This window comes from Lactobacillus kefiranofaciens (assembly GCF_014656585.1).
In the GTDB taxonomy this organism is placed as follows: Bacteria; Bacillota; Bacilli; order Lactobacillales; family Lactobacillaceae; genus Lactobacillus; species Lactobacillus kefiranofaciens.
The window spans coordinates 237,901-252,328 of record NZ_CP061341.1 but is presented as its reverse complement, the minus strand read 5'-3'; the positions used below and the strand labels follow the sequence as shown (position 1 = coordinate 252,328).

General features: G+C 39.8%; 10 protein-coding genes and 1 tRNA gene. All 11 read right to left on the bottom strand.

Going from position 1 to position 14,428, the window contains the following annotated elements:
• Positions 1-7: 7 nt before the first annotated feature.
• The 11 genes from ICI50_RS01225 to ICI50_RS01175 all read right to left on the bottom strand — a co-directional run bounded on the left by ICI50_RS01225 (position 8) and on the right by ICI50_RS01175 (position 14,412).
• Positions 8-1,039 carry an ABC transporter permease gene (locus tag ICI50_RS01225; RefSeq protein WP_013855258.1) on the bottom strand — a complete coding sequence of 344 codons (1,032 nt, stop codon included), beginning with the start codon at positions 1,037-1,039 and terminating at the stop codon, positions 8-10.
• 8 nt (positions 1,040-1,047) lie between these two features.
• Positions 1,048-1,977, bottom strand: a complete 930-nt coding sequence (gene opp3b, locus ICI50_RS01220; protein ID WP_025084211.1) for an oligopeptide ABC transporter permease — start codon at positions 1,975-1,977, stop codon at positions 1,048-1,050.
• Between the two features lie 157 nt (positions 1,978-2,134).
• Entirely contained in the window at positions 2,135-3,277 is a 1,143-nt protein-coding gene (gene guaB, locus ICI50_RS01215) for an IMP dehydrogenase (RefSeq protein ID WP_056940850.1), read from the bottom strand.
• A gap of 149 nt (positions 3,278-3,426) precedes the next feature.
• A complete protein-coding gene (locus tag ICI50_RS01210) occupies positions 3,427-5,055 on the bottom strand; it encodes a peptide ABC transporter substrate-binding protein (protein WP_095342283.1) in 1,629 nt (542 codons plus the stop codon).
• Between the two features lie 75 nt (positions 5,056-5,130).
• Positions 5,131-6,762 carry a peptide ABC transporter substrate-binding protein gene (locus ICI50_RS01205; protein WP_056940849.1) on the bottom strand — a complete coding sequence of 544 codons (1,632 nt, stop codon included), beginning with the start codon at positions 6,760-6,762 and terminating at the stop codon, positions 5,131-5,133.
• Between the two features lie 170 nt (positions 6,763-6,932).
• Positions 6,933-7,586 (bottom strand): HD domain-containing protein, encoded by a 654-nt coding sequence (locus ICI50_RS01200; protein WP_013855252.1) that lies wholly within the window; start codon positions 7,584-7,586, stop codon positions 6,933-6,935.
• Positions 7,586-8,899, bottom strand: coding sequence for a C1 family peptidase (locus ICI50_RS01195; protein ID WP_056940848.1), 1,314 nt, complete (start codon positions 8,897-8,899; stop codon positions 7,586-7,588). Before ICI50_RS01195 ends, ICI50_RS01200 begins: the two co-directional genes overlap by 1 nt.
• 59 nt (positions 8,900-8,958) lie before the next feature.
• Positions 8,959-9,031, bottom strand: a tRNA-Thr gene (locus tag ICI50_RS01190).
• Between the two features lie 119 nt (positions 9,032-9,150).
• The gene (locus tag ICI50_RS01185) at positions 9,151-9,441 is read right to left on the bottom strand and encodes a hypothetical protein (RefSeq protein WP_244964971.1); all 291 of its coding nucleotides are present in this window, start codon (positions 9,439-9,441) and stop codon (positions 9,151-9,153) included.
• A 460-nt stretch (positions 9,442-9,901) separates the two neighbouring features.
• Positions 9,902-11,164, bottom strand: coding sequence for a tyrosine--tRNA ligase (gene tyrS / locus ICI50_RS01180; protein ID WP_188891795.1), 1,263 nt, complete (start codon positions 11,162-11,164; stop codon positions 9,902-9,904).
• Between the two features lie 260 nt (positions 11,165-11,424).
• Positions 11,425-14,412, bottom strand: coding sequence for an LTA synthase family protein (locus ICI50_RS01175; protein WP_054640416.1), 2,988 nt, complete (start codon positions 14,410-14,412; stop codon positions 11,425-11,427).
• Positions 14,413-14,428 lie beyond the last annotated feature (16 nt).

Below are 14,428 nucleotides of genomic sequence, written 5' to 3'. Positions count from 1 at the left end.
GTCCTTTCTATCTTTGTCCTCTTGGGTCAAAGGCATCACGTAAACCATCACCCAACAAGTTAAAGGCAATCATTAAGATACATAAAACGATTGCTGGGTACCACATTTGGTATGGTAAGAATTGGAAATTCTTTTGTCCTTCGTTAAGCAAGACACCCAATGAAGTTTCTGGAGCTGAAATACCGATACCAATGAAACTTAAGAAAGCTTCGAAGAAGATGGCCGTTGGAATAGTATACATCGTTTGAATGATAATAATACTTGAAAGGTTCGGAACCAAGTGTTTCCAAGCGATCTTCCAGGGTGATTCACCCAAAGAACGGGCAGCTAAAACGTATTCTTCATTCTTCAAACTCAAGGTCTCTGCTCTGACCTGCCGCGCCATCGTTGTCCAACTAGAAATTGCAATAGCCAAAATGATTGAGGTAATCCCTGGCTTCAATTTAACCAACATCAAAACTACAATAATCAAGTTAGGTACGGAGGAGATAATTTCGATAATCCGTTGCATCACGTTATCGACTCCCCCGCCTTTCCAGCCGGACACTATTCCGTACATAACCCCGATAGTTAAGTCAAACAAGGCAGCAACTAAGGCAACAATTAAAGAAATCTTAGTACCATAAATAATTCTCTGACCCAGCGAACGACCTAAGTAGTCAGTCCCGGCTAAAAAGTATTTGTCTTTAGGAACATTATTTTCGGCATAGGCATCAACCCATTTACCATTTTGCTTAATCTTACCGTTCAAGCCATTAACTGCACTCAAGCCTGGCACTTTTGCTGGCAAATTGGCGTATTGCGGATGTGATTTAACCAGGGTACTTTTATTGATGAATGGTGTCGAACCGAAAGCGACTACAATCATCAAGATAACGATAATTGCAGAAATGACTGCAGCTTTTCTTTGTTTAAAACGAAGCCAAACGTTTTGTCCAAATGATAATGATGGGCCCGCAATATTTTCGTTATCTTGAGCTTCATCTTTTGGTAAAGGTTCAAAGGCATCTGCCGGAAGGGTTAAATTTTCTTCAGTCATATCGTCTTCTAAGCCTCGCTTTCATCTAATCTAATTCTTGGATCAATCAATCCGTAAACTATATCGGTAATCAACAAAATGACAATTAATCCAATACAGTAGACCATCGTAATTCCCATGATCGTTGGATAATCATTGGTCAAAATTGACTTAACGAATTGTTCACCGATTCCAGGAATATTAAAGATATTTTCAATAACCATTGAACCAGTCATTAAGGCTACTGCATAAGGTCCGATTAAAGTAACTAAAGGAATCATCGAATTACGCATTGCGTGCTTTCTAATTACTTCGGTCTTGCTTAAACCTTTAGCCTTACCCAATTCGATGTAGTCACTACTTAAGTTATCGACCATACTAGTCCTGATAAACCGTGCTGTTTCCGCAAATGGCCCTACCGAAAGAGCAATTGTTGGCATAATTGTTTGAGAGAACTGTCCCCAACCAGCTAAAGGGAACCAGCCTAATTTAAGACCAATATAATATTGAAGCAATACGGCTAAAACGAAGTTAGGAACTGACTTACCAATAATTGAAATTACGGTAGCAGTTGAATCAGCCCAGGTACCTTGCTTAACAGCGGCAATTGCACCAACAATCACGCCGAGGACCACCCCAAGAATTAATGCTTGCAGCCCCAATTGAACCGAAGCACCCAAACGAGCACCAATCAACGAAGCTACGGGTTGATTGCTATATTGGAATGAAGTACCAAAGTCGCCATGCAGCATCCCAGCAATGTAGATCAAGTATTGTTCCCAAACTGGTTTATTCAAACCATATTGTTCGTTCATAATATGTTGCTGAGTTAATGTCATCTTCGCTTCGTTAGCATAAGGTGAACCAGGCATTGACTTCATTAGAAAGAAAGTCACCGTGGCTACAATAAACAAAGTGAGGATCATGTAAAATATACGTTTTAATAGGTATCTAGCCATATTAATTGCTCCCTCATTTTCCTTTTGTTTTATATTTTAATTTTAATTATACCAAAAGATTAAAAAATATCTAGTCTAAAGGAAATAAAAATTAAAAAATAAGAGAAAAGTTTGATCTTCCCTCTTATTTTTTAATTAAATTATATGTGTATTGCTTTTACTTGTAGTTAGGAGCTAGCTTAGTCATTTGCACGTCATGTGGATGTGATTCACGTAAGCCCGCATTAGTAATTTGTACAAATTGGGCCTTTTCAATCAATTCAGGAATGTTGGCAGCACCACAGTAACCCATACCTGAACGAAGACCACCTTCAATCTGGAAGACAACGTCGGAAACGTCACCCTTGTATTCTACCCGAGCTTCAATTCCTTCAGGAACCAGCTTGTTGGCTTCATTAACGCCACCTTGGAAATAACGATCGCTTGAGCCATGTGCTTGGGCCATTGCACCAACAGAACCCATACCACGGTAGCTCTTATACTTCTTGCCATTATCTTCAAAAATGTCGCCAGGAGCTTCCGTAGTGCCACTCAACATGCTACCGAGCATTACGGCATTGCCACCAGCGGCTAAAGCCTTAACTACATCGCCTGAATATTTAATCCCACCATCGGCAATAATTGGCTTGTGGTATTCGCGTGCAGCTGTAGCAGCATCATAAATTGCGGTAATTTGCGGAACACCAACACCGGCCACGATTCTAGTAGTACAAATTGAACCAGGGCCAATCCCAACTTTAACTACATCAACGCCGGCATCGAATAATGCACGCGTTGCATCCCCAGTAGCCACGTTACCAGCAATTAAAGTTTGATTAGGAAAATGATCGCGAATTTCTTTAATCTTGTGCAAAACGCCAGCTGAATGACCATGCGCGGTATCAATTACGATTGCATCCGCACCGGCTTCTAGCAATGCTTCTGCTCTTTCAAAAGTATCGCTAGTTACACCAACTGCTGCAGCACAGAGCAATCTATTTTGGTCATCTACGGTAGCCTTAGAGGCATTACTTGGAACGATCACGCTCTTCACATTAGCTACTTCGCTAGCTTGAGCTTGAATGGACATATTCTTGTGTACCACGCCCAGTCCGCCTTGGAGAGCAATCGCAATTGCCATTGCTCCCTCAGTAACGGTATCCATGCCAGCACTGATCAATGGAATATTTAACTTAATATTGTCAGCCAGCTTAGTGCTTAAATCAACTTCATTAGGTAGAACATGACTTTCTGCTGGAATTAATAAAACATCGTCGAAGGTTAAACCTTTTTTGGCAAATTTGGTATTCCAATTAGACATAGAGCTCTCCTTTTCTCATTCAAAAAATTTATTAGCTATACTTTACTAGCGAAGCAACTATTTTTCAAGGAAAAATTAAAAAGCAGACTGATTTTTTCAGCCTGCTTTCACTTAAGAGAGGAGATTCATGAATGATTAATTGTTGTTTATTAGTTTTCGACATAAGCTTCTTTGAAGTTGTATGGAGCACCAGCACCGTTGTAAACCACGTTTTTAACGCTGGAGCGAACCATCCAAGCTTCTTCTGGGTGATACAAAGGAGTAACGCCTTGCGTATCAATAATTCTTTGTTCAGCCTTAACTAAACTGTCCCAACGCTTAGCCTCACTTGGAGTTACCTTAGATTCTGCAACAAGCTTATCATAAGTAGAATCTGAGTACTTTTCCCAATTTTGAGAATTATGAGTCGTATTCAAGTCTAAGAATGAAATTGGATCTGAGAAGTCGGCGGTCCAACCCATAAGGAAGACATCGTAATCGCCATTACCTGCGTGACCCAAAGCAGTCTTCTTCGGAATGCTTTGAACCTTGACGTCAACACCCTTTAGGGCTGATTCAATTGCACTCTGCAAGAATTCGCCGCCCTTCTTAGAAGCATCGTCATCGTAAGTCAAGATAGCGAAGCTGCACTCTGTACCTAATTCCTTTTGGGCTTTCTTCCAGTATGCTTGAGCCTGCTGCTTATTGTAAGTGTTGAACTTCTTAGTAGCAGTTCCTCTTACTAGGTCAGTGTAGTCTTTACCATTAACTTCTGTCATGTTTTCTGGAGAAAGAGTGTCGGCAGGTTCTGCGGCCCCACCAACGGAATTAGCCAATTCTTTCCGGTTAACTGCTAGAGAAATAGCCTTTCTGAAGTTTTCATTGCTAAATGGCTTCTTCTTTTGGTTCATCTCTAAGTAAATAGTTGAAGCAGTCTTTCTCAAGGTATAGCCCTTTTGGTGCTTTAACTGCTTAGAAGCTTGCGGGCCAAGCAAGGCTGCATCCAACTTGCCTGCTTGGTACAGGTTGTAGTCAGTTGAAGGCGTCTTTTGGACGCTGAAGTTAATCGTATCGAGTTTTACGTTCTTCTTATCCCAGTAATGCTTGTTCTTCTGCAATTTCCAAGAGAGGTTGGAACCAGTCCAGCCTTTTTGGACAAATGGTCCATTATAAACCGTCGTCTTAGAAGAAGTACCATAGCTCTTGCCGTATTTCTCCACCGTCTTTTGGTTTTGTGGGAAGAATAATGGGAAGCCCATCAACAGCTTGAAATATGGAATTCGCTTATCCAAAGTGACAACCAGCTTATCTTTACCTATAGCCTTGACGCCTAGCGTAGTTGGCTTCTTCTTGCCAGCCACGATGGCATCCGCGTTTTTCACGCCTGAGAACAAGTATGAATATTGCGAACCTGTATTTGGGGTAACCGTTCTGCGCCAGGAATAAACGAAATCCTGGGCAGTTACGGGATCACCATTTGACCACTTATCATTTTGACGCAAGATGAAGGTCCAAGTCTTGCCATCCTTACTGGTAGTTGTCTTAGTAGCTAGGCCTGGCTTGACCTTAGCATTTTTACCCAGACGATACAGACCCTCCATCGTATTGTTCAACTGGGTAAAACTTGTCGCATCAGTAACCTTAGACAAGTCCATTCCTTCAATTTCAGTTTTATCCATCCAGTTTAATGTCTTTTTAGTGCCACTGGATGAACTATTGCTATTATTGCCACAAGCAGCTAATGTTCCTGCAGCCACAACTGTTACGCTAGCAGCCATCAATTTATGAAATTTATTCATTTTAATACCCCCTTGGGTGCAAAAAAGAGCAGCCTTTACTTGCGGCTACTCTTTTTCAAAGAACAATTAACTTATCTAGTTACCTGATACGTAGGCACTCTTGAAGTTGTAGTTCAAACCAGCACCGTTGTAAACGATACCCTTGATGTCTGGACGTACAAGCCAAGCTTCAGTCTTGTAGTAAAGTGGTGCGATACCTTCTTCGCTAAGCAAGATCTTTTCTGCCTTTTCCAAATCATTCCAACGCTTAGTAGTGTCAGCAGTAGTCTTAGAATCAGCAATCAGCTTATCGTATTGAGCGTTGCTCCACTTACCGTTGTTGTTAGCGTTCTTGCTGGTAAACAAGTCAACGAATGAAATTGGGTCGGCAAAGTCAGCTGACCAACCTGATACTACGATATCAAAGTTACCATTAGTTGAACGGTTCAAACGAGTCTTGAATGGAACGTTAGCTACTGAAACCTTCATGCCCTTCAAGTTTTCTTCTAATTGACTTTGAAGAGTTTCGGTAGTCTTTTGACCAGCGTCAGTATCATCTGAAAGGATGGTGAATGAAACGTTCTTAACGCCTAATTCCTTCAAAGCTTTTTGGTAAAGCTTCTTGGCATCAGCTGGGTTGTAAGAAGCACTTTCCTTATCGCCAACTACTGAAGCCCAATCCTTGCCATCGTGGTTAACAACGCCCTTAGCAGTCAAACTGTCAGCTGGAGGGTTGGCACCACCTAAAGCATTACCTAAAGCCTTTCTATTGATTGACATTGAGATAGCTTTACGCAAGTTTGCGTTTTGGAAAATCTTTCTCTTTTGGTTGAATTGAAGGTAGAATGTTGCAGCTGTGTCACGCAATGTGTAGCCTGCATTGTGCTTCAAGTTCTTAGTTTGTTGTGCATCTAAGACAGTTGCATCAAGCTTCTTTGATTGGTACAAATTGTAAGCAGTTGAAGGTGTCTTTTGAACACTATAGTTAATTGCATCAAGCTTAACATTCTTCTTGTCCCAGTAATTCTTGTTCTTAACAAGCTTCCAAGAAAGGTTTGAACCTGTCCAACCCTTTTGTACGAATGGTCCGTTGAAAGCAGTAGTCTTGGATGAAGTACCATACTTAGAACCATTTGCTTCAACAACCTTTTGGTTTTGTGGGAAGAATAATGGGAAGCCCATTAACAACTTGAAGTAAGGAATACGCTTGTCCAAAGTTACGACTAACTTGTCATTGCCTTCAGCCTTAATACCCAAGCTGTTAACTGGTGCCTTACCAGCAGAAATCTTAGTTGCGTTGTGAATACCTTCGAAGAGGTAAGCATATTGTGAAGCAGTCTTTGGATTTACAGTTCTACGCCAAGAATATACGAAGTCCTTAGCAGTTAACTTATTACCATTGGACCACTTAGAAGGACGTAATGTGAAAGTCCAAGTCTTACCATCTTTAGAAACCTTAGTACTGGTTGCCAAAGCATTTTCAACTTTGTTCTTATTGCCCAAACGGTACAAGCCTTCTTCAACGTTACCTAATTGGTTAAAACTAGTTACATCTGTTGCCTTAGAAATATCCATAGTTGGAATTTCAGCTGAATCCATCCAATTAATCGTCTTCTTGGATGAACTTGATGAACTAGACGAATTATTACTATTGCCACCACAAGCTGCTAACGTGGAACCAGCGATTAAGACTGTTGCTCCTGCAGCAAATAACTTGGTAAACTTCATATTATTGCTCCTCTCGTTTATGAGAAAATTAATAGAATTTCTTAAGTTGTCTATAAGTATATATGATCAAAAATCATTTTTCAAGTTTATTTTAATTATATTTTTAATTTTTAAATAAAAAAATAAGCCCCAATGCTACTGCATCAAGGCTTATTAAATATTAAATTATTTTAAACATTCCACTCATCCATAAACTCTTGAACAAAGTTTTTCATGTAATCTGTCCTTCGCTGTGCTTCTTTTTTAGCCGCTGGCGTGTTCATATAATTAATTAAATGAAAAAGCTTCTCATAAAAATGATTAATCGTAGTTTCTACATGAGTACGATACTGATCATGACTCACTAATTTAGCCGGCTTAATCTTAGGATCATAGATCTTATTGCCATGCTTGCCACCATAGGTAAAAGCACGCGCGATGCCAATTGCACCAAGACTTTCCAAACGATCGGCGTCTTGCACATATTGACCAGACAAGGGCAAGTGATAATGATGCTCAATATTGGCGGAAAAAGACATGTGCTGAATGGTAAATAAAATATCCCAGACTTCAAGATCATTAAAGCCCACCTGAGGCAAAAGATCTTTGATCTCTTCAACTACTTTTTCTGGATCAGCGCAAATTTTTTCATCAATCGTGTCATGCAAATAACCCGCACTTTTAATAATCGCCACTTCACGGCTATCCTCATGAGCTGAGTCATGATCGGCTAGATACATTTTAGTAGCTAACTTGGCAACGCGTTCGCCATGATAAAAATCATGACCTGTTTTCTCATCTTTTAAATGATTTTTAGTAAATGCAATAACCTGACTGATATTCATTATGCCATTGAGTCCCATGCTTCTACTGGGGTAGCTTCGCCATTCCAAATTTTAACTAATTTTTCTGGGATGTATTGCTTCTTAACTACTACCTTAAAGAGATATTCATTGAACCAATCGTCGTCCATCACGAAGTAGCCTTTTTCGCCAACCTTACTGCCCCAAGAATTTTCAATTTTCCATTGACGCGGCTTGCCGTCAACTACATCAACGCCGACTAAAGTCATAGCATGAGTTGAACCAGATGCACCGGTTTGCAAACGGGCCTTCTTATCGAGCTTAGTTTCAATATCAAAAATTGCGTCAGTTTGATAAAGTCCTTTAGACAAAATACCCTTTTGGCGATCACTATCTTTGCCTACATCACAACCAAACCAAATGGTCTCACCGGCTTCAAGCTGCTTGATTGCGGCTTGCTTCAAGTTGTCGATTTCAGTATTCAAAAAGTGAACTGGCGTACCGCCTTCGACATTGTCTTCAAATGGCAAGGCATACAATTTATCGAATTCATGATCAGGTGCATTGAACAAAACAATGTAGTCATCCAGATCATCGGTAAAGTAATTGTGGAAAAAGTCCAATGGCGTTAAGTTGCCATCAAAATGATACTTGCCATCATCATCCTTAAATTCCAAGTCAAACTTTTGGACAGGTTCACCAAAGGCAATCACGGCCATGCGATAAACTTCGCTTAAGAATTCTTGCCGCTTTTCTTCAATTTTATCAGTCTTGCCAGCTTGAGCTAATTTACGTAAAACTAAACCATCTTCACGCAGCTTTATGTTCAAAGCTCGGTTGAAAGCCGCAGTGTTGTTGGCAGTAAAGCTTTCATCTTGAGCGTAGGTTGGCACCAAGCCATATTTTCTTACCAATGAAATAGCCATGGCCCATTGTCCACCATCGGTGTCAGGGCCTTGCATATAAGAATGCACTGTTCTGTCGTCTAATGGCTTATCTACAGTATTTAAAATATTGTCGAAGAAGATGTTTGCTCTTTCGATTCTATCCCAGAAGAAGAGATAGTTTTGTGAAAAAGTAAAGTTCTTGGCATTATATTTTTTAGCAAAGCCATGACGCAAAGTATTTAAGGCTGCAAATAACCAGCAACGACCTGATTGCTTCTGATCCGTTACATTGTCTGTGGGAATTTCAATTGAAAACGTGCGGTTTAATTTTCTAACGCCTTCAGTGTTAAAGCTGGCCTTTTGAACGCCGTTGTTAACGACTGCTAATTCCGCCACGCGGTTTTGCGGCTTCTGTTCATAATCTTGCTTAAATTGGACAATTTCTGCCATTGTAAGTTCGTGCTTCATAGGATTTCCTTTCTCGTAATCATCATTCAAATGTTACTGTCATTTTAGCATTATTTTTAAGCCGCTTCCCAGGTTTGAACTGGGAACCTCCTCCTTACCACGGCGGTGCTCTACCTATTGAGCTAAAGCGGCGTCTTTATTGTATCAAAAAAGGCGAAGACATTCATTTCGAATATCTTTGCCCTTTTATTTTTCCTAATCCAAGAGTCCAGAAATAATAAATAGTTAGAGATTATTAACTCTTAAGTTATTTAGTTCTTAACAACATCCTTGCTGTTCAACCATTGCTTCTTGCTAATTCTAATGATCTTTTTCTTGTTGACTTTCTTAACAGCTTTTGCTGTGTAAGTTGAGCCCATAGCAACTTTCTTGCCGGTTTTCTTAGCGTTCTTGTTGTAAACAGCGACTTTTTGATTCTTCGTGTCTTTAACAACTACGAAAATCTTATCGCCTTTCTTAATTGATGGTCTAGTTGGAGCAACTTCAGCAGTTCCCAATTTTGAGGCGTTGAATGAAGTTGCTTGCACACCACAAGTGCAAATTCAAACTAAACTTAAACCGATTACTAAACTTGAAACAACCTTTAAAACTTTTCTTGATTCTAACATTTTAATAACCTCTTTCTATTTACTTATTTCCTCGATCCACCTTTACTATAACATCTTTTATCTAAAAGTAAGCAGGATTGTGATTACTTTCACAGCTTTTCTTTAAAAAGATAGATTTTAGTGACTAGCTCTATACCAATATCCGTCAATTATATACAAGGATATTATGCCAGTGATAAAGTTAACTATATTCAAATCATATAGTATTAATGTGAATTTGTGAAATAATCAACACTACATTTAGGGGCTATTAATGCACAATATTAAATAACAAATTATTAATTTTATGCTTCAATTAGATTTTTTTAAGCTTTTAAGCATCTATGTATTACTTAAAAATCGTATAGTTACATTTAATTACAAAAAAAGAAGCCTCTCAGCTTCTTTTTCATATCTATTTGATCGTGACTAAAGTATACTTTCTCTTACCTTTACGGATAATGACGTACTTACCATCAAATGCACTGGATGGATCTACATCAAAGTCTACGCTCTGTTCACGATCACCGTTTACGTAAATCGCACCGTTCTTGATATCTTCACGTGCTTGACGCTTAGAAGGTTCAATCTTGGTGTCAACTAAGAAATCAACCAGGTTCTTCTCTTCACTACCAGCTTCAGCGCTCGGAGCATTCTTCAAGCCTTGTTCAATTTGCGTTACCGATAAGTTCTTGATATTGCCTAAGAACAATGCATCGGTAATCATTTGTGCTTCCTTTAAGCCAGCTTCACCATGAACGAACTTAGTAACTTCTTCGGCCAAACGCTTTTGAGCGGCACGCTTCCAAGGTTCCTTCTTAGTCTTTTCAGCCAGGTCTTCAATCTCTTCCCGGCTAAGGAAGGTGAAGTACTTCAGGTACTTAACCACGTCGCGGTCATCTTGATTGATCCAGAATTGGTAGAATTCGTAAGGTCTAGTCTTTTCAGGGTCAAGCCAAACGGCACCACCAGCTGACTTGCCAAACTTGGTACCATCTGCTTTAAGCATCAAAGGAATAGTCAAACCAAAGGCTGGACGATCTGCACCTTCAAGTTTGTGAATTAAATCGATTCCGGCAGTAATATTGCCCCATTGGTCACTACCACCAATTTGCAATTGAACACCGTTATCCTTGTTCAAGTGGTAAAAGTCAATGGCTTGCAAAATTTGGTAAGTAAATTCAGTAAATGAAATACCATTCTCCAGACGGCTAGCAACAACATCCTTATTGATCATGTTGTTAACTTGGAAGAACTTGCCGTAGTCGCGCAAGAAATCGATCAAGTTAAGCTTGCCTAGCCATTCCGCGTTGTTTTTAATTTCAAAGTTTTCTGTACCAAATAGCTTCTTCATTTGGTTAGTTAAGCATTCTTCATTGTGCTTAACTTGAGCAGCAGTTTGCAAAACTCGTTCAGTCTTACGACCTGATGGGTCACCAATTGAACCAGTACCACCACCGATTAAAATTACTGGGTGGTAGCCAGCCATTTGAAATCTCTTCAAAATCATAAACGGAATCAGGTGACCAATGTGCAGTGAGTCACCGGTTGGGTCAGTACCACAGTACAAAGCTAAGTCATCGTGTTCAACTAAGTACTTGCGCAAACCTTCTTCATCGGTTTCTTGATTAATGGCACCGCGCCATTTTAAGTCTTCTAAAATATCAAATTTTGCCATAATTTCCTCCAATAAAAAACGTCCCTTGATCCTATCGATCAAGGGACGACTAATTATCATCTTTTAGCCGTGGTACCACCCACGTTCATGCCAAATTGGCATCTTATTACAGTTGATAAAGGAACTATCCTAATCGTATTTCGTCAAGATCGGCCTGCCTAGCTCACACCTACCGCTAGTTCTCTGAACGCTGAGCCGATTTGCTACTTATTTGTTAATTACGATATTAACGAGAAAAATTGATTTAGTCAATTATAATTTTAATTATTGCTGTAGAAGCCTTTAGCCTTCAAGCCATAAGCTTGACCTGCCGTCATATCGTATTGAACCATTTCGTAATCGTTCAAAAGTGCTTGCTGTTCTGAAGTCAATTTCTTTGGATCTACGAAATGACCCTTTTGGTCAACTAATTGGAAGCCTTTGTCACCATTGAAGTTAATGGTAATTGCCGGCAACTTCTGATGTACTTCAGTCAACAATGCTTGGTAAGGAGTGACCTTAGAATTAGTCTGCTCTAGCATCATGGCAGTGAAATCACTGGTGTTGACGTAGTTAGTATTGTGCGTCAACTTGCTCTTAGCACCATGGTCTCTAGCGTACTTATTGGAGTAAATGAAGTAGCGCGTTGAGTGCATTTGAACAGGATACTTGGCAGTGTAGTTCTGTGACAAGATACTTGGGTAGTGGTCACCATAGAAGACAACCGTAATTGGCTTCTTAATCTTGTCGATCTTGCCGATGAATTGCTTAACTGCCTTATCGGTGTATTGCGTACCCTTGATGTAAGTTGCCATCTGTTCACGAACAGCAGCAGTATTGAAGAGTTGACCAGACACCTTGCCCATGTATTCATTATTTGGATACCAGTTGTTGTAAGGCATGTGGTTTTGAATAGAGATCAAGTTAATGAATTGACCACCCTTCATGCTGTTGATTTGTTTCAAACCATTAGTATAAGTAGTGTAGTCAGAGTTGTAAGTACTCTTGCCCAGCTTCTTTTGGTCAATAATCTTGTACTTAGAACCATCATAAACGAACTTGTTAAACTTAAATCTCTTGTAATCCTCTACTCTTGAGTAGTAAGTACCAATGAATGGGTGAACGGCTGACTTGTAGCTAAAGTCCATCCCGATGGTTGGGTAGAAGTCGTAGTTAGGTACGATCTGAACATATGGCGTCAAGGTTGACGTGAACATCCCCATGTTGAAGCCAGTCAAAGTCTCCCATTCCATGTTGGCAGTACCACCACCGTAACCTGCACTAAGCATGCTACCGTAAGTAGATCTATTCTTCATTGATTGAATAAACTTAACTGGATTTGGTACCTTTGGATCAATCTTAATTGTTGGGAAAGTATATGGATCAACAAAACTTTCACTCAAGTTGTAGACAATCGTTTGATCCTTTAAGGTGTTCTTTCTAGTCTTGTTAATTTGGTCTGCTAACTTACTGTACTTGTCATCCAAATGCTTGATTGTAGATTGTGAGTAGTTAGCTGGTTTGTTCATAATCTGCAAGTCGAAGTAGTTCAGGAAGTTCAACAATGGACCATTAATTTGAATATCACGTTCAGGGTTTCTGAATGATTGATTATTATCAAAACCACGGTTAATGTGATAGATTATTCCACCATCATGGTTAAAGCGCATTGGCGTCATGAATAATAGCAAACTGAGCAATGCCCAGATACCGCGTCGCTTCCATGAACCCTTCTTCTTAATTGGAAACTTCACTTCTAAGAAGACAGTCAAGGCAATCACAATAACCAAAGCAACAGCGATCATAATGACGGTCTTTTGACCGACCATCGGCAACAAAGTCTTCCAGTTAACGATTTCATCGATTTCAGTTGGGTAAATTGGTTCACCACGAAGGTTTAATTTGATCTTGTTGGCAATAGCCCAACCAATCGTAATTACGCTGACCAGAATAGTTGAGATCCAATAACGCGTCGTAATAAAGTAGAAGATCGCAAACATGGCGTCTAAGAAGATCGCCGTTAAGATAATTGCAAAGAATCTAGTTCCCAACAGGAAGATTACGGCGTTAATGTCTGTCGCAGTCGTTATCTGAATTCGCAAGTTATCTGATTCAATCAAGAATGATGCAAAACTCAGTACATAGAACCAACCCCAGGTAAGCAGTCTTACTCTATTCTCAACTGCCCACTTAGTGAAGTTGTCCCATAGATCAACTACAATCTCGGCCAAATTGTTGTGCTTGTTGAAGAAATCAACCGCACGCTTAACTGGCTTAATTCTGAACAAATAGCGCTGATACAAATAGTACAAGCCAAAAGCGACAATCATCATAATAATGATCATCAAGAATTTATTAAAACCAGCACTACCAGTGAAGCGGAATGACTTAACGAAACCACCAATAATTGGTGCATCCATAAAGATAATAATTGGGATAAAGAAGCGCATTTCTTTAGCGCTATAGCTAACAATGACCTTTCTAAAGATCAAGAAAGCAGCTAACACCATTAAAAATAGAAATGGTGATGTAATATTACTCAAGAACTTAGGGGCCCAGGAGTAAACGCCACTACGACCAGATAAACGCTGGTACCAATATACGCCGTTGAAGCCGGGCACACCGATGAACATTACAAAGAATGACACGATTCCAGCGAAAATTGACCAGTTAAATACCTTCCTAGGAATCTTGACGTTAGCTAAAAACATCCCCCAAGCAAAGTAAAGAATCAAATAAACACCATAAACAGAGTAATTGAAGATCATCGTACCCGCACTGGTAGCAAAGCCCACTACAGTTAATACACTTAGCAGCATTAGGTTTTGCTTAGTAGTGATGCGGTGCTGCAATTCATATATATATGGTTGAGCCAGCATACTAAAAATCAAGCCGGCTAGTAATACGGATGTACTGGTTAAAACTGGGAAAAATATACCCCAGAGCTTCCACATATTGAAGCTGCCTGGTCGCTTAAAGAAGTTAACCAAATACAAAACTACTAGTGTCACTACTGCCATCATCCAGAATCTGAAGGCTTCAGTTGGATGAACCTTCTTTTTACTGTAGACAGCCCCAAAGACCATTGGTACTAGCACCATTGTGCTGCGACCCAATAATCCCGGAATATATCTCATCAAGGTACTCAGTGGCAATCTGCCAAAGGTTTTACCCCATGAGAACATTTGCACTAGTATGAAGAATGCCGCCACGATTAAACAAATAATCTGGAGAACATTCAGTGTCTTTTTCTTGTTAGTCTCACTCATTTTCTAGTTCTATGTC

What these genes read in the sequence shown, in the direction of transcription:
- ICI50_RS01195 (WP_056940848.1), bottom strand. Translation starts at nt 8,899, where the DNA reads ATGAAGCACGAACTTACAATGGCAGAAATTGTCCAATTTAAGCAAGAT.
- ICI50_RS01205 (WP_056940849.1), bottom strand. Translation starts at nt 6,762, where the DNA reads ATGAAGTTTACCAAGTTATTTGCTGCAGGAGCAACAGTCTTAATCGCT.
- ICI50_RS01175 (WP_054640416.1), bottom strand. Translation starts at nt 14,412, where the DNA reads ATGAGTGAGACTAACAAGAAAAAGACACTGAATGTTCTCCAGATTATT.
- tyrS (WP_188891795.1), bottom strand. Translation starts at nt 11,164, where the DNA reads ATGGCAAAATTTGATATTTTAGAAGACTTAAAATGGCGCGGTGCCATT.
- guaB (WP_056940850.1), bottom strand. Translation starts at nt 3,277, where the DNA reads ATGTCTAATTGGAATACCAAATTTGCCAAAAAAGGTTTAACCTTCGAC.
- ICI50_RS01210 (WP_095342283.1), bottom strand. Translation starts at nt 5,055, where the DNA reads ATGAATAAATTTCATAAATTGATGGCTGCTAGCGTAACAGTTGTGGCT.
- ICI50_RS01200 (WP_013855252.1), bottom strand. Translation starts at nt 7,586, where the DNA reads ATGAATATCAGTCAGGTTATTGCATTTACTAAAAATCATTTAAAAGAT.
- ICI50_RS01225 (WP_013855258.1), bottom strand. Translation starts at nt 1,039, where the DNA reads ATGACTGAAGAAAATTTAACCCTTCCGGCAGATGCCTTTGAACCTTTA.
- opp3b (WP_025084211.1), bottom strand. Translation starts at nt 1,977, where the DNA reads ATGGCTAGATACCTATTAAAACGTATATTTTACATGATCCTCACTTTG.